General features: G+C 68.0%; 17 protein-coding genes and 7 pseudogenes. 15 read left to right on the top strand and 9 right to left on the bottom strand.

The features are described 5' to 3' along the window. The 5 genes from H305_RS48555 (at position 1) to H305_RS0140700 (ending at position 6551) form a co-directional block, all read left to right on the top strand. Complete coding sequence (locus H305_RS48555) at positions 1-1305, top strand: MFS transporter (protein WP_037766951.1); 1305 nt, start codon at positions 1-3, stop codon at positions 1303-1305. A 37-nt stretch (positions 1306-1342) separates the two neighbouring features. Then, positions 1343-3049, top strand: coding sequence for an aldehyde dehydrogenase family protein (locus H305_RS0140715; RefSeq protein WP_028805525.1), 1707 nt, complete (start codon positions 1343-1345; stop codon positions 3047-3049). 18 nt (positions 3050-3067) lie between these two features. After that, positions 3068-4549, top strand: a complete 1482-nt coding sequence (locus H305_RS0140710; RefSeq protein WP_028805524.1) for a long-chain-fatty-acid--CoA ligase — start codon at positions 3068-3070, stop codon at positions 4547-4549. Between the two features lie 134 nt (positions 4550-4683). Continuing rightward, a complete protein-coding gene (locus H305_RS48550) occupies positions 4684-4902 on the top strand; it encodes a hypothetical protein (RefSeq protein ID WP_234021408.1) in 219 nt (72 codons plus the stop codon). Next, positions 4899-6551: a cation acetate symporter gene (locus tag H305_RS0140700; RefSeq protein ID WP_078629492.1), complete on the top strand. Its 1653-nt coding sequence runs from the start codon at positions 4899-4901 to the stop codon at positions 6549-6551. Before H305_RS48550 ends, H305_RS0140700 begins: the two co-directional genes overlap by 4 nt. A 601-nt stretch (positions 6552-7152) precedes the next feature. On the opposite strand, the gene H305_RS56550 is transcribed toward H305_RS0140700, so the two are convergent. Next, entirely contained in the window at positions 7153-7677 is a 525-nt protein-coding gene (locus tag H305_RS56550) for a DDE-type integrase/transposase/recombinase (RefSeq protein WP_420708210.1), read from the bottom strand. Beyond that, positions 7622-7960 carry an integrase gene (locus tag H305_RS53730; protein ID WP_158690666.1) on the bottom strand — a complete coding sequence of 113 codons (339 nt, stop codon included), beginning with the start codon at positions 7958-7960 and terminating at the stop codon, positions 7622-7624. The genes H305_RS56550 and H305_RS53730 overlap by 56 nt, the downstream gene beginning before the upstream one ends. A gap of 231 nt (positions 7961-8191) precedes the next feature. Between H305_RS53730 and H305_RS51710 the strand changes: the two are divergent. Next, positions 8192-8472 (top strand): annotated as a pseudogene (locus H305_RS51710) (transposase); the annotation flags it as partial. Between the two features lie 136 nt (positions 8473-8608). Here H305_RS51710 and H305_RS51700 read toward each other — a convergent pair. Next, a pseudogene (locus H305_RS51700) lies at positions 8609-8938 on the bottom strand (transposase); the annotation flags it as partial. 270 nt (positions 8939-9208) lie between these two features. Between H305_RS51700 and H305_RS0140680 the strand changes: the two are divergent. Next, on the top strand, positions 9209-9730 hold the full coding sequence (locus tag H305_RS0140680; RefSeq protein WP_028805521.1) for a DinB family protein: 522 nt from the start codon (positions 9209-9211) through the stop codon (positions 9728-9730). A 234-nt stretch (positions 9731-9964) separates the two neighbouring features. Here H305_RS0140680 and H305_RS48535 read toward each other — a convergent pair whose 3' ends face one another. After that, entirely contained in the window at positions 9965-10234 is a 270-nt protein-coding gene (locus tag H305_RS48535; RefSeq protein ID WP_267880816.1) for a cadmium resistance transporter, read from the bottom strand. A gap of 357 nt (positions 10235-10591) precedes the next feature. On the opposite strand from H305_RS48535, the gene polX reads away from it, so the two are divergent. Together polX and H305_RS51695 are read left to right on the top strand one after the other, a co-directional pair. Further along, on the top strand, positions 10592-12319 hold the full coding sequence (gene polX, locus H305_RS0140670) for a DNA polymerase/3'-5' exonuclease PolX (protein ID WP_028805520.1): 1728 nt from the start codon (positions 10592-10594) through the stop codon (positions 12317-12319). Positions 12320-12414: 95 nt separating this feature from the next. Beyond that, a complete protein-coding gene (locus tag H305_RS51695; protein ID WP_078629491.1) occupies positions 12415-12546 on the top strand; it encodes a CBS domain-containing protein in 132 nt (43 codons plus the stop codon). 24 nt (positions 12547-12570) lie between these two features. Here the strand turns inward: H305_RS51695 and H305_RS0140660 are convergent, their stop codons facing one another. Together H305_RS0140660 and H305_RS0140655 are read right to left on the bottom strand one after the other, a co-directional pair. Then, positions 12571-13035 (bottom strand): hypothetical protein, encoded by a 465-nt coding sequence (locus H305_RS0140660; RefSeq protein ID WP_051371514.1) that lies wholly within the window; start codon positions 13033-13035, stop codon positions 12571-12573. Next, positions 13032-13384: pseudogene (locus H305_RS0140655) on the bottom strand (transposase); the annotation flags it as partial. The pseudogene H305_RS0140655 and the gene H305_RS0140660, both read right to left, overlap by 4 nt. Here H305_RS0140655 and H305_RS48530 point away from each other — a divergent pair. Next, positions 13382-13729 (top strand): annotated as a pseudogene (locus H305_RS48530) (SAM-dependent methyltransferase); the annotation flags it as partial. The pseudogenes H305_RS0140655 and H305_RS48530 sit on opposite strands and share 3 nt — an antisense overlap. A 161-nt stretch (positions 13730-13890) precedes the next feature. Continuing rightward, complete coding sequence (locus H305_RS0140645; protein ID WP_028805516.1) at positions 13891-14424, top strand: TerD family protein; 534 nt, start codon at positions 13891-13893, stop codon at positions 14422-14424. A 129-nt stretch (positions 14425-14553) separates the two neighbouring features. Here the strand turns inward: H305_RS0140645 and H305_RS53030 are convergent. Together H305_RS53030 and H305_RS55460 are read right to left on the bottom strand one after the other, a co-directional pair. Beyond that, positions 14554-14673: pseudogene (locus tag H305_RS53030) on the bottom strand (PucR family transcriptional regulator); the annotation flags it as partial. 424 nt (positions 14674-15097) lie between these two features. Further along, positions 15098-15220: pseudogene (locus tag H305_RS55460) on the bottom strand (transposase); the annotation flags it as partial. Between the two features lie 252 nt (positions 15221-15472). Here H305_RS55460 and H305_RS53725 point away from each other — a divergent pair. Then, positions 15473-16033 carry a hypothetical protein gene (locus tag H305_RS53725; protein WP_158690665.1) on the top strand — a complete coding sequence of 187 codons (561 nt, stop codon included), beginning with the start codon at positions 15473-15475 and terminating at the stop codon, positions 16031-16033. A 278-nt stretch (positions 16034-16311) separates the two neighbouring features. On the opposite strand, the gene H305_RS0140635 is transcribed toward H305_RS53725, so the two are convergent. Then, positions 16312-17196: a universal stress protein gene (locus H305_RS0140635; RefSeq protein ID WP_028805514.1), complete on the bottom strand. Its 885-nt coding sequence runs from the start codon at positions 17194-17196 to the stop codon at positions 16312-16314. Positions 17197-17549: 353 nt separating this feature from the next. Here H305_RS0140635 and H305_RS48525 point away from each other — a divergent pair, with 353 nt between their 5' ends. The 3 genes and pseudogenes from H305_RS48525 to H305_RS0140620 all read left to right on the top strand — a co-directional run. Further along, positions 17550-17936, top strand: a complete 387-nt coding sequence (locus H305_RS48525) for a cyclic nucleotide-binding/CBS domain-containing protein (RefSeq protein ID WP_078629490.1) — start codon at positions 17550-17552, stop codon at positions 17934-17936. 368 nt (positions 17937-18304) lie between these two features. Continuing rightward, entirely contained in the window at positions 18305-19015 is a 711-nt protein-coding gene (locus H305_RS0140625; protein ID WP_028805513.1) for a CBS domain-containing protein, read from the top strand. Positions 19016-19716: 701 nt separating this feature from the next. Next, positions 19717-20155: pseudogene (locus H305_RS0140620) on the top strand (hypothetical protein); the annotation flags it as partial.

Here is a 20155-nt window from a genome sequence, read left to right as displayed (position 1 = left end):
GTGACCGACACCGATGTCGCACCCGTCCAGCCCGCCAAGCCCCGGAAGAGACCGGGTGAGTCCAAGCGCCGTGCGTGGACTGTCACCTCGCTCCTCGTGGTCTTCATGATGGTCAACTTTGCCGACAAGTCCGTCCTCGGCCTGGCGGCCGGCCCGATCCGTCACGACCTCGGACTGTCGGCCACCGGCTTCGGGTTGGCGAACAGCGCCTTCTTCCTGCTGTTCTCCCTTTCCGGTGCAGCTGTGGGGCTGTTGGCCGACCGTGTCCCGCCCCGATGGCTCCTGCTGGTCATGGCCCTGCTGTGGTCGGTCGCGCAGACGCCGATGGCGCTGGGTGGCGGCATGGCCATGCTGGTCGCTTCACGGATCGTCCTGGGAGCAGCGGAGGGACCGGCCTTCCCGGTCGCCCAGCACAGTGCCCTGGCCTGGTTCCCCGACCATCGCCGCAACCTCCCCGGTGCCCTGATCACCGTCGGCACCGCCTCAGGTGTCGTGATCGCGGCACCGGGACTGACCTGGGTGATCCATCACCACGGCTGGCGCTCGGCCTTCGGAGTGGTTGCGGCGGTCGGCGTGCTGTGGGCGGTGGTGTGGGCCTTCACCGGCCGGGACGGCGGTCACGCGAGCCCCGCCCCGGACGGTACCGCGGGCGTCCTTCCCGGCTCCGGAGTCGTCGTTCCCTACCGCCGCATCCTCCGTACCCGTACCTGGATCGGCACGACGGCGGCCTACTTCGGAACCTACTGGTGCCTGGCCCTGCTACTGGTGTGGGTGCCCTCGTACCTGCACGACGGCCTGGGGTACCCCACCACTACTGCGGCGAGCCTGATCGCCGTGCTCTGGGCGGTCGGCGGGGCCGCTGTCCTCGGCCAAGCCGGGCTGACCGGCTGGCTGCTGAGGCGCGGCGTGAGCAGCCGATGGGCCCGTGCCCGTGTCGGCGGCATCACCCTGATCGCGGGGGCGCTGAGCTGCCTGGCCCTGCCTGTGGCCCAGCCCGGGCCCGTCACCGTGCTGCTACTGGTCATCACCTTCGGACTGTGCGGCGTGATGACGAACATCGCGGTCACCTCGATCGCCGAGCTCGCCCCGGAGCAGCGCCGGGGCGGCGCCCTGGGGGTGATGAACGCCGTGGTGACCACGGCAGGTCTCATCGCTCCCGTCCTGACCGGCCACCTGGTCGACACCCAGGGGGCGGACGGCTACCGGCACGCCTTGTTGTGGTCGGGTGTCGTACTCCTGCTCGGCGGCATGGCCGCCGTGACCCTCGTCGACCCCGCCCGGGACGCGCGCCGACTGGCCGCATGACCCCGTACACCCGTCCGTCCGCCCGCCAAGGAGTCACGTGAAGAGCACCACCCTCGAAACCGCCGCCCTCGACCGAGCCGTCGCCGACCTGCGCCGGAACGCCGAGTCCTGGTGCGCCACCCCGCTCGCCGAGCGCATCGCCCTGCTGGAACGGCTCATGCCCCGGATCCGCGCCGCCGCCGCCGACATGGCCGCGGCCGCCGCCCGGGCCAAGGGGTACGCGCCCGACTCCCCTTGGGCGGCCGAGGACTGGGCCGGCGGACCCTGGGCCCTCGCCCAGAACACCAGCGCCTACCTCCATGTCCTGCGCCGGATCGCCGCGGGAAAGGACCCGGTCGCGGTGGGGGCCGTACGGGAGCAGGGCGGCCGTGTTGCGGTCGGCGTCTTCCCCGCCACCGGATGGGACCGGGTGTTGCTCAGCGGATTCTCCGCCGAGGTGTGGATGCGCGACGGCATCACGCCCGAGCAGGTCCTGGCCGAGGCGGCCGGGGAGTACCGGGGCGCCGCGGGCCGGCCCGCGGTCGCGCTGGTGCTCGGGGCCGGGAACGTCGCCTCGATCACCGCGCTCGACATCCTGCACAAGCTGTACGCGGAGGGCCAGGTCGTCCTCGCCAAGATGAACCCGGTCAACGCCTATCTGCGTCCCTGCTTCGAGCAGGTCTTCGCCGACTTCATCGGGCGCGGCTGGGTCCGCTTCGTGGACGGCGGCGCAGCCGAAGGCGCCTACCTCACCGGCCACGACGGCGTGGACTCCCTGCATGTGACCGGGAGCGATCGCACCCACGACGCCATCGTGTGGGGCACCGACGAACATGCCGAGCAGCGCCGCCGTGACGACAGGCCGCTCGTCGACAAGCCGTTCACCAGCGAACTGGGCGGCGTCAGCCCGTGCATCGTGGTCCCCGGACCGTGGCGCGACGCGGACTTCCGCTTCCAGGCCGAGCACATCGTCACCAGCAAGATGAACAACTCCGGCCACAACTGCATCGCCAGCCAGGTCCTGGTGCTGCCCCGCGAGTGGGCCGGCGCCGAACGACTGCTGGACGAAATCCGCACCGTGCTGCGCGCACTGCCCCCGCGCACCGACTACTACCCCGGTGCCGAGCAGCGCCTGACGGCCGTCCGCGCCACACATCCCGCCGCCGAGGTCCACGGCGGCGACAGCCGCATCCTGGTGCCGGACATCACGCGCCACGACGACACGCTGATCACCGACGAGGTCTTCGCCAGCGCCCTCGGCGTCGTACGGCTTCCCGGCGACAGCCCGGACGAATTCCTCAACCATGCAGTCGACTTCGCCAACGACCGTCTACCCGGCACACTCGGCGCCACCCTGATCGTCCACCCGAAGACCGAGAAAGCCCATCCGGCCGCGGTCAAATCGGCCATCGCCAAGCTGCGCTACGGGACCCTGGGCGTCAACTGCTGGTCCGGTGTGGGCTTCCTCCTCGGCTACACGCCCTGGGGCGCGTTCCCCGGGCACACCCGCCAGGACATCGGCAGCGGCACCGGCTTCGTCCACAACGCCTTCATGCTCGAGGGCGTCGAGAAGACCGTGGTACGCGCACCGTTCGCCCCCGCCCCGCGGGGTCTGCTCACCGGCTCCCCGTCGCTGTCCCCGCGTCCGCCGTACTTCGTCACGAACCGTACCGGCCGCACCACGCTCGAGCGCGTCACCGGCTTCACCACCGCCCCCCGTATCGCCGAACTGCCCGCGATCTTCGCCTCCGCGCTGCGCGGATGATCAGGAACGAGTGCCCTCATGAACCTCAATGACTTCCTTGCCCGCGCCGCCGACGACCACGGCAACCGCCTTGCGGTCGAACTCGGCGACCGGAGGCTCACCTACGCCGAGCTCAACGCCCTGGCCGGTCGCACCGCCGCACTCCTCGCCGCCCACGGCGTCGCCCCCGGTGACCGGGTGGGGCTGATGCTGCCCAACCTGCCGGAGTTTCCCGTCCTCTACTACGGGATACTGCGCGCCGGTGGGGTCGTCGTGCCGATGAACCCGCTGCTCAAGCCGCGCGAGATCGCGCACTACGTACGCGACTCCGGCATGGCGCTGTTCCTCGTCTGGGACAGCGTGGCGGACCAGGCCCGGGCCGGCGCCGACGGCACCGGGACCCCGGTCGTGCCGATCGTGCCCAGCGCACTGGAGGACCTGCTCGAGGCGCATCCGGACCCGGCCCCGTCCACATCCAGGGATGACGGCGACCTCGCCGTCATCCTCTACACCTCCGGCACCACAGGCGTGCCCAAGGGCGCGATGCTCACCCACGCCAACCTGGCACGCAACGCCGAGATCACCGCGCGCACCCTGGCCCGTTTCACCCCCGACGACGTCGTGATGGGCTGCCTGCCGCTGTTCCACGCGTTCGGCCAGGCGTGCGCCATGAACGCCGCCGTGGTGGCGGGCGCCAGGCTCACCCTGCTCGCCCGCTTCGACGCCGCCGAGGCGCTGCGCACCATCGAGGAGCAAGGGGTCACGGTCTTCGAGGGCGTACCGACCATGTACTCCGCCATGCTCGCCGAGCGCCTGAACGACCCCCACGAGCACGACACGAGCTCACTGCGCCTGTCCGTCTCCGGCGGAGCTTCCCTCCCGGTCGAGGTCCTGCACGTCTTCGAGACCGTCTTCGCCTGCACCGTCCTGGAGGGCTTCGGCATGTCCGAGACCTCCCCGGTGGCCTCGTTCAACCACCCGGACCGGCCCCGCAAGCCCGGCTCCGTCGGCACCCCCATCGAGGGCGTCGAGATGTGCGTCCTCAACCCTCAGGACGGCGTCGGCGAACTGTGCGTACGCGGCCACAACGTGATGGCCGGCTACTGGGGGCGCCCCGACGCGACAGCGGAGACCGTCGTGGACGGCTGGCTGCGCACGGGAGACCTGGCACGCGTCGACGACGACGGCTACTACTACATCGTCGACCGCAAGAAGGACCTGATCATCCGCGGTGGCTTCAACGTCTACCCGCGCGAGATCGAGGAGGTCCTCTACGAACACCCCGGCGTGGCCGAAGCCGCCGTGATCGGCGTCCCGCACGCCACCCTCGGCGAGGAGGTCGCCGCGGTGGTCGCCCTGCGGCCCGGCAGCGAGTCGTGCGACGACGAACTGCGGGAGTTCGTCCGCCAGCGCGTCGCGCCGTACAAGTACCCGCGCGAGATCAGGATCGTCGACGCCCTGCCCAAGGGACCGACCGGCAAGATCCTCAAGAGGCAGATCACCCTCCCGGAGGCCGACTGATCCCCGGCCGCACCGCCACGTCCTCTCGTATCCCACCCCTACCTTCCTGCGCCGCCCAACACCGTACGGAGACCTCCATGACCCACCCGATCGCCGCCCGCCTTCATCATCGTCGACGGCCTTACCGCCCAGGTGTGTCCTTCGCTCTGGTCAACGGGTCGGCGTTGGTCGTGCACGTGCTGTTGGCCTGTTCCACAGCCGAGTTGTTGGCCACCCGCGTCTGGCGAGAGACCAGCATCGGCGAACTGACCCTGCTCCTCCAGGGCTCCCTGCTGGTGTGGACGGCGGCGCGGTACGACCGCCGCGCGGACCGAGGCCCGGCTCCTCACGCGTACGGGGAGGAAAGCAGATGACTCCGCGGATCCTGCTCGCCGCGCCCGGCGCCCTGGACAGCGACACGCGGAGCTTCGTCCTGGTGGGCTTTCTGATGTTCATCGTCCCCATCCTGCTGATCTGCGCCCTCAGCGGCCCCGAGAGGGACCGGATCAACGACTTCTACACAGCGGGCCGCAGGCTGAAGCCCCTGCGCGGGGCCCTCGTCCTCTCCGGCGTCTACCTGCCCGCGGCCGCGGTGCTCGGCACCACGGGAAGTGTCGCCCTGTTCGGCTACGACGGGCTCTTCATCACCCTGTGCACCGTACTGTCACTGGGCGTGCTCCTCCTGCTGGCACGCCCCCTGCGCGAGCACGCCGGTTACACCCTGGGCGACATGTTCGCCCTGCGGGCTCCAGGGACGGGGGTGAGGATCGCAACCGCCGTCGTGACCTTGAGCGTGTGCGTCCCCGTTCTGGTGGTGCAGCTCTCCGGCGTGGGCGTGACCACCACGGCGCTGCTGGGAATGACCGGACCCGGCGCCGAGAGGACAGCCATCGTCATGATCGGCGCACTGGTCGTCTGCGCCACGGCGTTCGGCGGCATGCGGGGCACGATCGTCATTCAGGTGATCAAAACGGTGGTGCTGCTCGGTGCTGCCCTGACGGTCGCAGCGGTGGTGCTCCATCGCTTTCACTGGAGTGCCGATTCCTTGATCGACGCCGCCGGGCAGGGCAGCGGCCGGCCCGCCGGCTACATGCGTCCAGGCCTCCGTTATGCCGCGAGCAACGGCCCCGAAAGCACGCTCGACTTCATCGGCCTAGTCATCACCATCGTGCTGGGAGTGGCCTGCCTGCCACACGTCACCATGCAGCTCAGCACCGCTGCCGACGGAGCCTCCGCGCGCCGTACGGTGCGCCACACCATCGGCATCGTCGGCACGTTCTGCCTCACTACCGCTGTGATGGGTTTCGCGGGCGTCGCATTGATCGGCGCACCGGCGATCATTGCCGCGGACCCCAGCGGCAACAGTACCCTGCTGCTGCTCATTGGCCACCTGGCAGGAGGCTCGTCCGCCCAGACGAACGGGTCGCTTCTCGTCGTCCTGGTTTCCTGCGCCGTGTTCCTCACGACGTTGGCCGCCGTGGCGAGCATCACCCTGGCGGCCGCGGGGGCCATCGCCCACGACCTGTACACGAAGGCGCTGCGCCGAGGGCGCACGACCGAGGGCCGGGAGGTGTCCGCAGCCCGCCTCTCCTCCGCCGGGGTCGGAATCCTGAGCATCGTGCTGGCGGTGGGGGTGCAGGGATGGAACGTCCTGTTCCTGACGTCGATGTCCCTGGCGATAGCGGCCTCCTGTCTGCTTCCTGCGCTGGTGTACTCGCTCTTCTGGGGCGGCTACACCAAAGCCGGGCTGCTCTGGACGCTGTACGGGGGTTTGGGCTGCGCCGTCGGACTGCAGATCGGCAGCCCCGTCTTCTCCGGTACTCCCTTGGCGCTCTTCCCCCAGTGGCACATCGACTGGTTCCCGCTGGAGACGGTCGTCCTCATCTCGATTCCCGTCGGCTTCCTGTTCGGCTGGCTGGGCAGCGTCGTGGGAAGGCAAGGAAGGACGGACGGGCACGGAGGTCCGGAACAGCCGAACAGCCGATGGGAGCCTCCGGTCACGGAGCACGACTGGGCCACGTGACCTCACGACAGCCGGAGCGCGTGATCCGGCCGCGAGGGCAGAGGCATCGCTGGCCCGAACTCGGCGTACCCGCAGGGTAGTTCGCTCCTCCGGTAGCCGTCCACCACGGCGGTCGTTGCCAGGGTGCGATCACGTGGTGCTGCCAGGCGGCCTTCGCCTCCCCGGTTCGGCACGAAGCCGGTTCGTCTGCTCCCACATGACTCCCTCAGCTGCCGGGCGGTCAGCTCGCCATCCTCCTGCCACCCCGTCACCGACGGCACCGGCACTTCCACCGAAAAGACGTACAGAACACGCCGTCATTGCTGCAACGCAGCCGACTTCCAGCCTGACAAGCCGTCAAGCACGTCGTGGGCGTCGACTCTGCGGGTCAGGCGGCCAAGCCTCTCATGTGGGATTGCCCGGCAGCATCCGGAACCCGGACACAGACGGTACAGAGCCTGGCCGCCGAAGCGTCCTCTTCCGCTGCCGGGGATGCCGAGGACGGCCCTGGTGACGCCGCGAATGTGGCGCCGATCGGCGTCGAGGCAGCGGCTGACGGCAGTGAGCTCCGGCTGGCGCCGGGCCAGGGACTGCCGGCGGATCCCGCAACGACGTTCCCCGTCTACATCGACCCGCAGACCTGCACCCCCAAGGCGGGGGAGTGGACGATGGTCTCGAGGTACTGCCTGGACTCAACCGGTCGTTGCAACACCGGCTTATCGGAGCAAGAGCGGCTGCTCGTTGAATGCATCGGAGACCTCGGCTTCGGACGCAGCACCCCGTCCGCTGCCTCTTGACGACGCACCGTCCAACACCTCCATGCGTACGAGGTGTTGCGACGACCAGTTGAATCCGCCCCCTGCGATCCGCGATCGCTGTGCAGGATGCATCCGCCGATGTGTTCACGCCGGGCAACAGCGTTGTTCAGGGCTGCGACGGCCAGGCGGGACTTCATCCGTGTGTCGATCGAGTAGCCGACGATCCTCTTGCTGAAGACGGCCTTGACCGCACAGACATACAACTTGCCTTCGCTGGTGGCGTGTTCGGTGATATCGGCGAGCCACACCCGATTCGGGCGGGTCGCTGTGCAGTCACGGCGGACCGAGGTCGTCGTGACCCGGCAGGCCGGCCTTCTTGATACGGCCACGCTTCTTGCCGAACACGCTCCACCAGCTGTTGTCCCGGCAGATCCGCCACGCGGTCCGGTCGGCCATACCGGATCCCGCGCTGCGGGCCTCGTCGGCCAGGAACCGGTAGCCGAACTCCGGATCCACGCGGTGAGCGTCGAACAACGCGTTCGCGCGCGTGGCCTGCTCGAACTCGGCATCGGTCACCGGCCGCTCAAGCCAGCGGTAGTAGGGCTGGCGGGCAAGCTTCAGAACCCGGCACGTGACCGTGACAGGGATTCCGCCCGTGGCCAGCTCTTTCACGAGCGGGTAGACGCCATCCCCCCGACAGCCCTGGCTCCACCCTGCCGGACCGGGTGTATCAGCGCACCGGACCGCTGACCGCGTCAGAGCTGGCCCGGTGTTCGGTCGACAGTCCGACGGCCACCACGCTCCAATTGGTGACACCGGGCCGCGCGCCAGGTCCAGAGGAGGTGGCCGGCGCCGAGGAGCCCAGTAGGACGCCTCCGCCATTGGCCACCAGATCCGTGTTCGATGCGGTGGCGGCCGTGCGGGTTGTGGGAGCTGTTCCAGCGGGTGGTTCCGGCGGCACCGTCGCGGCCTCAGGGCGGTGGCAGGCGCTGGCATGGTGACCGTGAAGTGCTGGCGTCTTCGTGGCGACGTCGGGCTGCACGTGGCAGCAGCTGCCGACCGCCTCGTTCGGTCCTTCCGGAGCAACGGCTCATCGACGCTTCACCGAGTAGACGAAGGCCCGCGTGTGGGCCAAACTCCATCGCCTGGTCCTCGACGAACTCGGATCCTGCGGCCAGTTGGACTCGTTCGGTGACCGGCCCACCGACCACCACGCCGCCCGCCCACCGGCAAATGCGGCTCCAGACGGAGCCACTCCTCATTTGTCAGATCACCACGGCCCACGACCAACTACACGGCCACGGACACCGGGACACTCATAAGGCCGTGGACGGGGTGGTCGAGTGCCCAGCGGGTGACCACGGTGTCGTGTCGGGTGGTGGCCATGACGTGGACGACGTCGGCCTGCTCGAGTTCGAACCGCCAGCCCTTGCTGAAGCCATAGGCGGCATCCGCCGTCACCCAGCCGAACCGAATCCTGTCCCTGATCGCTCGTCGGACCATCGCCTTGGCCATAGCCACCTTCGTCTCGAAGGGGACGCTGTCATCGATGCCTGCCCGCCGACAGCGCTGACGGTCGTCCGTCCAGGACGTAGGCAGGTACAACCGGCGGTCGAGCAGCGTGCGTTTGCGGCTGGTGGCGTAGGCGAGAGCTGATTCACGCGGCTCCGACCTGTACCCGTCTGCGTGCAGGAGTGCGACAGTGGCTGAAGACTGGTCGTGTGGACTTCCCGGTGGCCATCTCTCTCGCCGAGCTCATCCCGACGCTGCCTGTCGGGACGGGCCGGCAGTACGAGATGAAGTGGACAGGTTTTGAGCCGTCCGCTCTCCGCGACGTTCCCTGATCGAGTCTTGGTGCTGAGTGCCCCAGCGGCGGGCATCATGGGGCACCGGCTCAGTGCCCGAACTTGGGAGGGAACGATGGACCGGGAAGTCGTTCATGTAGTGCTGCGGCAGGCCGGCGCAACGTTCCACCGTCTTCTGGACTCGGCGACCGCTGATGACATGGGCCGCCGCAGCGATGGAACCCGTTGGACCAATGAGCAGTTGCTGTACCACATGCTGTTCGGATACATCGTCGTGTTGGCGCTGCTGCCCCTGGTGCGCCTGTTCGGCCGTCTTCCGCCGGGCGTGAGCCGTACTTGGGCGCGTTTGCTCAATGCCTTGACGCGCCCGTTCGACGTGATCAACTACTGGGGGGCCGTGGGCGGTGCCCGGGTGTACAACTATCGCCGTATGGGCGCGAAGTTCGATCGCACCATCGCGGCCCTGTCCCGCCGGCTGGAGGCCGAGCCGGATGCTCAGTTGGCGCGGACGATGCACTTTCCGGTGCGGTGGGATCCGTTTTTCAAGGACGTGATGACCCTCGAAGACGTGTACCGGTATCCCACCCAGCACTTCGACTTCCACCGTGTTCAGCTCACCCTGGGCACGCCGTCCTGACCTGTATTGAGAGTCGCGACGCTGGACGGCCGCCGCAGGTGGGCGGCCGTTTGGGGCGTGTGCAAGCTCGGGCGGCGGTAGCCGGAGGCTGCCTTGGCTTCGATCAGCGGTGGTCTCCGTCGGCGTGCGGCAGGCGCTGTCGCAGCAGCACGTCTCTGCACCGGCAGCTGACCGTGCACGGGTCCCGCTGCCGCATGGCCCGCGCGGTCTGCACCTGTGATGTGCCATCCGGGGTCACAGGCCGAAGGCGCTGCCCTCGATGAGGATGAGCAGGCCTATTGGGATCAGGACCAGGGGCAGCAGGACGTGGCCCCAGCGGGCGAGCGCCTTGGCGCTGACGGGTCGGGTGGCGAAGTACTTGCCCGCGAGGCATCCCGCGGCCACCAGCACGAGGAACACCGCGGCGTACACGCTCATCCCGCGGATGCCGGCCGTGGAGAAGACGGGCACGTGGACGCCGATGTCGTCTCCGCCGTTGGCGAAGGTGACCGCGGCGACCTCCAGCGGGCTCGGACGCCGCCGGACCGGTGCAGTTCACCGCAATCGCGGCGGATCCTGGTGATGCGCTCATCCGGCCGCCGCATGTGGCTCGCCAGGCTCCCTTCCGCTCCCCTCCACTGTCGGGCATGCGCACTGCATGGGCATGCGGATGGGACCGGGCGGAGCAGTGGCGAACCGCATGACTCGTCAGACCTCTCGCTGCCCGGATCCTCCTCACTTTCAGTACACCCTCGGTCCTGCGCCTTCGCGCACCGGAGGGCCGGAGTACTTCAAAGTACGACCGCCTCCGTCCGCAGTAGTGCCATCGGGCACATACCGTCAACTGGCATGTCGGACAGATCGGTTTCTAGACTGTGAGACGTGGTCCGGCCCAATGAGGAGGTCGAGGCGCTCCTGCAGGAGTACGCGGACCTCATCGCCATCACCGGAGGCGATGCGTTCAAGACGCGCGCCTACGAGAAGGCCGCGCGCGCGATCGGCGGCTATCCCGCAGATGTCTCCCACCTGGATGCCGCGGGTCTGAAGGAAATCCCGGGCGTCGGCAAGTCGATCGCCGAGAAGGTCATCGAGTACTTCCGAACCGGCCATGTCACGGTGGTCGAGGAGACGCGGGCCAGGATTCCCGCAGGGGTACGGCAGCTCATCACCATCCCCACCCTCGGCCCCAAGAAGGCGATGACCCTCTACGAGGAACTGCACATCTCCTCGGTGAGCGAACTGGCCGACGCCATCGAGGCGGAGAAGCTGCGCGACCTGAAGGGTTTCGGGGAGAAGACCGAGGAGAACATCCTGCACGGCATCGCCCTCATGCAGCAGGCAGGAGGGCGGATTCCGCTGGGCACCGCCATGGAGGCCGCCGAGGACATCGTCGCCGAGCTCTCCCACATCAACGGCTGCGAGCACTGCGCGTACGCCGGATCGCTGCGCCGTATGAAGGAAACCATCGGCGACATCGACATCCTCGTCGCCGCCGGCCGGTCGGCACCCTTCATGGACGCACTCACCGATCTGCCCTCCACCGCCGAGGTCATCGCACACGGTGAGAAGAAGACCTCGGTCCGTACCGCCAAGGGCCTCCAGGTCGACCTGCGCGTGGTGCGACCGGACGCGTGGGGTGCCGGGCTGCAGTACTTCACCGGCTCGAAGGCGCACAACATCCGCACCCGGACGATCGCCGTCCATCTGGGGTTGAAGCTCTCCGAATACGGCCTGTTCGAAACCGAGGGCGGGAAGCGGGTCGCCTCTCGCTCCGAGGACGAGGTGTACGCCAGGCTCGGCCTGCCCTGGATCCCGCCCACGCTGCGCGAGGACCGAGGGGAGATCGAGGCCGGGTTGCGCGGCGAGCTGCCCGAGGTGGTGACGCAGAGCGACATCAAAGGCGATCTGCACACCCACACCGATCTCACCGACGGCCTCGCCCCACTGCAGGAGATGGTGGCAGCGGCCGCCGAGCGGGGTTACGCGTACTACGCGGTCACGGACCACGCACCGAACCTGTACATGCAGCGAATGACCGACGAGAAGATCCTCGCCCAGCGCGAGCAGATGCGGTCGCTGGGCGGCAGACACCAAGGGATGCGGCTGCTGCACGGCACGGAGCTCAACATCGGACCCGATGGGGAATTGGACTGGCCCGACGAGTTCCTCCAGGGCTTCGACATCTGCGTGGCCTCGGTGCACTCCCACTTCAACCTCGGCCGGAAGGCGATGACCCGGCGGATCGTACGCGCCTGCGAGAACCCCCACGTCAACGTCATCGGCCACCCCACCACCCGTCTGATCGGCAAACGGCCAGGCATCGACGCCGACTTCGACGAGGTGTTCGCCGCCTGCGCCCGCACCGGCACGGCCCTGGAGGTCAACGCCCAGCCCGACCGCCTCGACCTGGGCGACGAGGACATTCTCCGGGCCAGAAGCCACGGGGCGAAGTTCGCCCTCGACACCGACGCCCACTCGATCCCCCAGCTCGCATACCTCCGCTACGGAATCGGCACGGCACAACGCGGATGGCTCACTCCGGACGATGTGATCAACACGTGGCCCCTGCGGCGGTTGCGCCGGTTCCTACGCAAAGACCGCGCGGACTGAGGCCGCACGCGCCGTGCCCTACAGGCATCGCATGCCCCTCCACCGGGGAGCTGCCACCGCCTCCAACCCGTCTGCACCTGAGGGTCGCAGACCTCATGACGACAGCCGTGGTTCGCGTGCAGCGTGACACGGATTTCAAGGACATCGCCATGCGGCTCGCGGAGCACGACATCACTGCGACGCCGGTCGTCGACGAGCAGGATCGCCCGATCGGTGTGGAGCAATAGTCAAGAGATGTGGGTGCGCTGATTTCACTCACTGTGGTGGGTGAGGCCGATCCTGGCGGTGTTGCGGATCCGCTTCGTGCGGCCGACTTCGGCGAGGAGCTCGACGGCCTCGTTGTTCGTCCCGGCGGCGGTCTTGAGCTGGAGCCAGTTGGATGACGCGCGCAGGTCGTCCGGCTGCCAGGGCAGCTTGAGCGTGATGGCGCGGAAGAGCGACCACTCCCGCAGGCGTTGGACCAGGAAGGGGTGGTCGATCGTGGCCTGGGCCATCGTCTGCGCCCACTCCTCGTAGGCGGGGCCGGGGTAGAGGTTGGCGGCTCGACGGTCCAGGTGCCGCAGCACGGCGGATTGGGCCATCGTCTGGTCCGGATCTGTGAGTATGCGGCTGACCAGGTCGACCTCGTCCGGGTCGGCAACGTGCCCCAGCTTGTCGAGGTAGGCCGCGAAGCGGACATGCACGTCCGGATTGAGCAGGATGTCGTGGACGTTCATGCGGCCTGCTCCTCGCGCTCGACCAGGGCCGTTATCGAACCGTGCGCCGGCGCGGACCAGGGACACCAGGTGGACTCCGGTGATCGCGCGCCATCGCGCCTGGGCGGACTCTACCGAGCTTGAAGACCATCGCGAGGGCGGCCGCCGGGCTGCCCGCGCCGCGGGTGACCTTGGTGCGGAGCTTGACCGTGGAGAACGTGGACTCGATGGGGTTGGTGGTCCGTAGGTGGATCCAGTGTTCTGCGGGGAAGTCGTAGAGCGCGAGTAGTTCGTCCCGGTCCTCGGTGATCTTCGCGACGGCCTTGGGGAACTTTGCGCCGTAGGTCTTCGCGAACGCCTCGATCGGAACACCACGGCCTTCGACGTTCCGTGGGCCCGTGCACAGCACGAGCGCATCGCGCGTTGCTGCGGGACGAAACCGCGGCGCGCCACGCGCCCCGACGACAGCGATGCCGTCCGGCTGGCGGGCCTGAGAGGTCTGCGGGTCACACGCCGCCAGGTGCGCTGGACCTGGGCGGTCTCCCTCGACATGCACCTGGCCAACATCGGCAGCCGCTCGGCGTTCCTCGTCCTGGACGAGGAACGCCGGCGTACGTTCTTCGACGGTGAACGGAAGCTGCTGGGCGAAGCCTTCCCGGATGCCACGGTCGAGGAGAGCTACCTGGTTGATCTGCTGGTGGCCGCGCGCCCGTGATCTTGTGTGGTGTGCCGGGCCCGAATGGTGATGGGCGCCGGTACCTCGGTCGCGGCTCGGCGACTTCGGGGAGAATCGAGCTAAGGAGGTGTCAAGAGCCCGTTCAGAACACATACTTGACGTTGCGGGGTGTCTCGCGATGTCTGACGGGGAGTGGCAGGGTGAGCGGTGTCGGTGAGGGGCTGGGCAGGGCCGAGGTGAAGCTTCGGTGGGACCCGAGTCCTTACGGGGAGCCGCCTCGGCATCTCGACATCATCGCCGCGACCTATGCGGTGGACGATCTCTATGGGCGGCCCGTGTACGTCGTCCACACTGAGAGCCGGTCGCCGGACGGCACGATCACCATGAGTCGGCACAGCGAGACCGGGATGGGCTTCGGGTTCGTCGAGGTGATGTTGCTGGAGTTCGACCGGATGTCGCCCCGGTACGGGCGGGTGGTGGTCGGAGTGGCGATCCACCAGGACGGCGGCCCCCGTACCTTTGGTGACCTGTCGAACGCCGGGGTTGTCGTCGTCGAGGGGTACCGAGATCTGCTCGTGGACGATTTCGCGCAGGTCGCCGATGCGACGGCGGCGACGGTGGCGGAGTTCGGAAGAGACACGTCCGGGCGGTGGGGATTCCGCGAGATGGTCCGGGGGTTCGACGCCGACCCGGTGCTGTTCGCCGCGGAGATGGGCAGCACCCGGCAGCAGTGACGTTGGATCGCTGCCGACAGCCGCAGGTCGGTGGTTCGCGCGGTTGCAGGTGCCGTCGGGTTCCCCATGGCCGGGTACGAGTCGCCTTCGGGGGCTTCGTTCTGCTGCCCCGCCTGAAGGCCGCCGCTGTCACAGCTCTTCGGTCGGCCAGTCCAGGAGCCTGGCGTCGATGACGGCGGTCTGGAGTTTGTAACGGTGCGCGGGATCGGCCGGGTTGGCGCCGGTAAGCTGGTGGATGCGGTTTAGGCGCAATACCGGTGATGTAGGTAGTTTTCTGGCGTCTGCTGGTTGTTTTGGTGCGTGGGACCAGTGTGATTGCCGCGGTGGGTGGTCGGGGCGGGTTGCGGTGGTGCGTGTGTTTGAGGTGCCAGTTGGTCATCTTGCGTTTGATGACACGGGGGTTGGAGCGTCGTCTGCAGGGTGGCAGGAGTCGTTCCAGAAGCTCACGGATGGTGTGGGTCAGGGCTCGGTTGAGTCGTGAGGGGGGAAGCGCCGCCTGGTCGGTGACGTGGCGGCGGGCGATGCGGAGGGTGCGGGTGAAGGACAGCTGGTCCGGGTCGAGGCCGGCTTGGTGGGCGGCCCCGTGCATGATGTCCCGAAGTGCGTGGTGGACGAGGAGGAAACCGTAGATTTCCTGCTCGACGCCATCGGGGTATTGCGAGCGGAGGACGAGACGGTGTCCGCCCTGATGGGTCTTGATCTCGTCCAGCGTGTTCTCGATCTCCCACCGCTGGCGGTAGAGGCCCGCCAGGTCGGTGGCTGAAGCCTCCGTCAGGTCGCAGACGGTCGTGATCAACCGGTAGATCGTGTCGTCGTTGCGGCCGAGCGTGTACTCGATGACCCGGACCCGGGCCGGATCGGTGGAGACGGTTCTCTTGGTCGAAAATCACCTACCAGGGGCTTCACCACGTTGTCAGCCCAACCCCCAGACCTCTGCGGCAGCTTGGAAGAGATCAGTGCTGTTTGAATGACAAATCGCACAACGTGCGGTCTCTTCGCAGTCGAGGAATACTGGTAGTGCGAAAGCCGTCTTGTGGGGAGAATAGTCGTGGCAGAAAGCAGAGAGCCCACGCGGGAAGAGAAAATCCAGGATGCACTTAGTGCCGCGCCGCGTTTTATCGCTGAGACGGCAATGGTCCTGGATTCGGACATGAAAACGGTCCTCAGGGAAGGGTCACCTGACTGGATCTGCATGCCCACTCCTCCCGGCCAACCAGCCCCAGGCCCAATGTGCCTTGACCCAACGTGGATGCAGTTTGCTGAGGAGGTCATGCAGGGCAAGACGCCAACGATCGACCGTGTCGGGATCTCCTACATGCTGATGGGCGAAACCGGTGCGGATTTCGATGACATCATGGCCACACAGCCTCCAGCAGGGAAGGACTGGTATCGAGCCGGGCCACACGAGATGTTCTGTTTCCCTAAAGGAACCGGTCACATCCTGAAGGGCATTGGACATGATCCCTCGTCGGGACAACCTTATGTGAGGCCGGTTCGAGGGGCAGAGCCCATGCTCGTCGTCCCCATCGCCAAGCCGGGCGAAGCGGTTTGCGGCTGTCGAAGCGACTGTCCCTGTTGCCAGAACTCGGCTGAAACTGGCTCTGAATGAGTGTCGTGTCCTGGCGAGTTTCGCGCCCGCGGTTGACGCTGTTTGCGCCCTGGGGTCGCGCCGTGCCCGCCGGTACCACCGAAACTTGACGCGACAGCGCGCGTTTTCCAGCGACCTGTCCGATGCCCGCTGGGAGTTGATCGGGCCTCACGTTCACCGCCTTGCGGGTCGAGCGCAGAGGAAAGGGCCTGGACAGGGCTGCCGACGGGGCGTGGCTGTGCGTCGCCGGTAGCGTGGACTGTACCCGGGAGTGCGCGCCCCGCCTTCCGCCGAGCGGGCTACTGATCGTGCGCGTGCGGGACGGTGATGACCGGGCAGCGTGCGTGGTGCAGTACGCCCTGACTGACGGAGCCCAACAGCATGCCGGCGAAGCCGCCGTGCCCACGTGTGCCCACGACCAGGCCGAGGGCGTGTTCGGACGCCTTGGCAAGGACCTGTACCGGGTGGCCATGCACGACCTCGTGATGCAGTTCCACCTCCGGATGGGTGGCGCCACGCCCGGCAACCGTCTCCGACAGCAGCCGCCGGCATTCCTGGACGGCCGCGTCCTCGTCCTGGACTCCGAGATGCGGAGGCTGCCACACGTACAGGGCCCGCAGGACCGCGCCGCGCAGGGCGGCCTCCTCGAACGCGAGGTCGACGGCGGCCGCGGAATGAGGGCTGCCGTCGACCCCGACCACGAAGTACTGCGGCTGCTGGGTGATGTGCTCCGACTCCGGTACGACCACCACGGGGCAGGGTGCGTGCGCGATGAGCGGCAGCGTCACGGCGGCGGAGGTGAAGAGTTCCTGGAGAGCACTCAGGTGCCAGGAACCGAGCACGACCTCCTTGGCGTGCTGCGCCTGCTCACGCAGCACCCACGCCGGATGCCCCTCCGCCAACAGCCCGGACACCTGGACCCGACGATGCCGGGACTCGACGAAGGACACCGCGTCCTTCAGCAGGCGGTCCCCCTCCGCGTGCAGCGCCTCGTTCCACTCCTCCCAGGACGGGTGTCCGCCCGTCGGCCGGTAGCCGGGGGTCGGAAGGTTCTGCGCGAGGACCAGCAGCAGCGGCAGACGGCGCCGGTCGGCCGCGTCGGCGGCCCAGGCGAGCGCCATGCGTTTGCCCGGCTCGGAGTCGAGGCCGACCACGATCGGGGTACGTCCTTCCGTACGCGTCATCGACGACCCCCAGTGGCCATGAGGCCCTCCTCGCGCCAGAAACGTCACTTTCCATACTTATCGAGCCAGCTCCTCTGTGCACGGCCAGCGTCCCTCTCCCGGGCAGATCAGCCTCCCAGCCCCTGAGCCGGACACGGCGGCACCGTTCGTGCAGCGGCGGCCTCGCAAGCTCGTTCCCCCCCCCGGGATGGGCCTTCCGTCACCGCTGCGAGCCGGCTCACCGGTCGCGTGAGGCCGGCGAGCAGGCGGCCCAGAGACGTTGTCGAACATCGGGTCGGCGCCGACACTGCGGCTCCGCCGCCCAGCGCGGGAATCGCTGTTGTCGGCGGACGCTACCGAGGGCGGGGATCAAGGTGCAGATCCAGCGTGTGATGAACACGCCGCCGGCCAGTGTGCTTGCAACGGTGTGTCTTGAGGATGCGGCGCGGCACATGGCCGATGCCGGAGTCGGTGCCCTGCCTGTGGTGGACGGCGACGATGTGATCGGTATCGTGACCGATCGAGATCTTGTGGTGCGGGCGATGGCCCGCAGGCTGCCGCAGCAGACCAGGGTCGAAGCAATCAGGTCCCCCCCGAGGACCGTGGAGGCTGATACGGCTGTCGCGTTCGCGATCATCAAAATGCCTGCGGCCCAGGTGCGTCACCTTCCCGTAGTGGCCGAAGGGCGCTTTGTCGGCATGGTCTCCTTCGACGACCTGTTCCGGCAGTTGACGCAGGAACTGGGGGATCTGGCGGCGTGATCGACACCGCCCGGAAGGTACCCGAGACCTTTCACGGTACGAAGCAGGTGCCGTTGCTCGACAACTGAAACCCGTCATGCACACCCATCAGCGCGCATAAACACATCGGGCATACGCAGAGGGGACCAGCCGCTTCTTGTGGGTCCGAATTACGCGGTGCACGGTTTCTGGCGCGCTTCCCTCGCGCCTCACGCCCTCCGACGTTCGCGGCCGGTGGGGAATTGCTGCGGCCAGACGGTCCCGTTTCATACCCGTATTCGGGACCATCGGCCCCCGCAGCGACCGCACACAGAAGAAGACACTGGAGAGGTGGGGGTGAGTGAGCTGGCGTCCATCGCGCGACGCGCAGGCAGGAAGGAGGTACGACGATGACCGCTCAGCACAGCACCGTCAGTGAGGTGATGACACGAGATGTCGTCACCGTCCGGCCAGATACCTCGTTCAAAGAGATCACGTCCGTCCTGTCCAGCCATGGCATCAGTGCCGTGCCCGTGGCCGACGAGCACGGTGCGCCGATGGGGCTGGTGTCCGAAGCCGATCTGCTCGGCAAGCAGGTCGAACAGCCCGAGAAGTACGGTGGGCAGGCGGCACCGCCCAGGTGGCCGCACGAGAGGGCCAAGGCACGCGCGGAGCACGCCGCCGGGCTGATGACTTCCCCCGTGGCCACCGCTCACGCCGACTGGTCGGTCGCCCAAGCGGCCCGTGAGATGAACCGCCACCACGTCAAGCGACTGGTGGTCGTGGACGAGACAGACCACATCATCGGCATCGTCAGCCGCCCGGACCTGCTACGCGTCTTCCTGCGCCCCGACGAGGAGATACGCGAGGAGATACATGACGAAGTCCTGACAGCGATACTGCGGCTGAGTGGACAGGAGGTGCAGGTCCAGGTTCACGATGGCGTCGTCACCCTGCGTGGTGAGGTCGAGAAGCGCAGCACCGCCGAGATCGCCGAACGGCTCGCCAAGGGAGTGGACGGCGTGGTCACGGTCAGGCCGATGATCGACTACGCCATCGACGACAGGGCCGTCGAGGGCCGGCCTCAGCCGGGCACCGCCCATCGAACCCCGCTGCGGTGACACGTAGGGCCTATGCGGGCGCGTGTGGCGGAACCAGGGTGGTGTACGCACTCCGGAGAGCGCTTGCGTGCACAGCCGATCGGCGAGGAGCCCATGTCAGGTGCGCACCAACAAGGGGTCGAGGGGTTCGTCATGGTGGAGGCGGCGATGGCGTCCGTGAGCAGCGGGGGCCACCGACGGGATCCGGACCGGCCGGACGGGGTGCAAGGGTGTCGGTGATGATGAGGCTCTGTGAAATCGGCCAGTGCTGCTCTTCGTTTCCCACTCGGTTGCTGTCAGCAACGGGCCGGGCCGCCCGACCGTGCAGTTTGCGGGCTGCGCCCGGCCGGTCAAGGGCGCCTACGGCGGCGCTCCGCCGCGCTGGCCTGCGGCCACCCTGGACAGTCTGCACTGGCCCTGGACCTGGCTGGCTATCGGGCGGCCCCTCCCGAGTGGCGCCCGTCTGGCTGTGTAGGTGATGACAGCGGTTCTCCGTGGAATCCGAGAGCACCGTGGGCCCTCCGCTCGCTGGACTGCCCGGCCCCTGGTCATTGCCGCTCGGCAGACTCGTATCGTCTGCTGGTGATCAAGCGGCAACGGGGGAGGACATGGGCAGTCAGGAGATGCATCGGAAAGTGCATGCCCCGCTGAAGCGGGCGGGCCTGGAGGTGCTCGAAGGCGGCGTGCCAGGCACTGCCTTGCCAGTGTCCGTAATGAGCGCGATGGCCAGTTGCACCCACGAGGAGACGGGCCGGCGGGATGCTTTCGTCGGCTTCGACGACCCGCAGCTCATCGAGCACGCCAATCGAGGCTGGTACGCGTTGGCGACCTCCTTCGGCCTGTTCGACGCCAGCCGCGAGTTCCTGCTCGCCCTCCCTGCCCATCGCTACAACTCGCGGGTAGACCTGTACCAGCCTCGTATATGGCGCCGGGTTCGTCTGCTCGACGCCTGGGACGTCATGGGCGCGGCGTGCGCGATCCGCCGGGGAAGATCCGTACTCGGATATGACGAGTGTCTGCTCGGCTCGCGATCCGGACGTCCGGAATTTGCGATGCTCTCGCTCGACAGCACTGTCGCCGTGGTCGGAACAACCTGGCAGGACGGCATCGGCTCCCTGGCCGTGCCCAACCCGGGAGACACGGAGCCCGTACGCCGCCTGA

Source organism: Streptomyces sp. 142MFCol3.1, from assembly GCF_000424945.1.
Classification (GTDB): domain Bacteria; phylum Actinomycetota; class Actinomycetes; order Streptomycetales; family Streptomycetaceae; genus Streptomyces; species Streptomyces siamensis.
Note: the sequence above shows the minus strand (reverse complement) of the source record. Positions and strands in the feature narration are given on the sequence as shown.

What these genes read in the sequence shown, in the direction of transcription:
- H305_RS0140660 (WP_051371514.1), bottom strand. Translation starts at nt 13,035, where the DNA reads ATGAACGTCCACGACATCCTGCTCAATCCGGACGTGCATGTCCGCTTC.
- H305_RS0140625 (WP_028805513.1), top strand. Translation starts at nt 18,305, where the DNA reads ATGACCGCTCAGCACAGCACCGTCAGTGAGGTGATGACACGAGATGTC.
- H305_RS0140710 (WP_028805524.1), top strand. Translation starts at nt 3,068, where the DNA reads ATGAACCTCAATGACTTCCTTGCCCGCGCCGCCGACGACCACGGCAAC.
- H305_RS51695 (WP_078629491.1), top strand. Translation starts at nt 12,415, where the DNA reads ATGACGACAGCCGTGGTTCGCGTGCAGCGTGACACGGATTTCAAGGAC.
- H305_RS0140700 (WP_078629492.1), top strand. Translation starts at nt 4,899, where the DNA reads ATGACTCCGCGGATCCTGCTCGCCGCGCCCGGCGCCCTGGACAGCGAC.
- H305_RS0140680 (WP_028805521.1), top strand. Translation starts at nt 9,209, where the DNA reads ATGGACCGGGAAGTCGTTCATGTAGTGCTGCGGCAGGCCGGCGCAACG.
- H305_RS0140635 (WP_028805514.1), bottom strand. Translation starts at nt 17,196, where the DNA reads ATGACGCGTACGGAAGGACGTACCCCGATCGTGGTCGGCCTCGACTCC.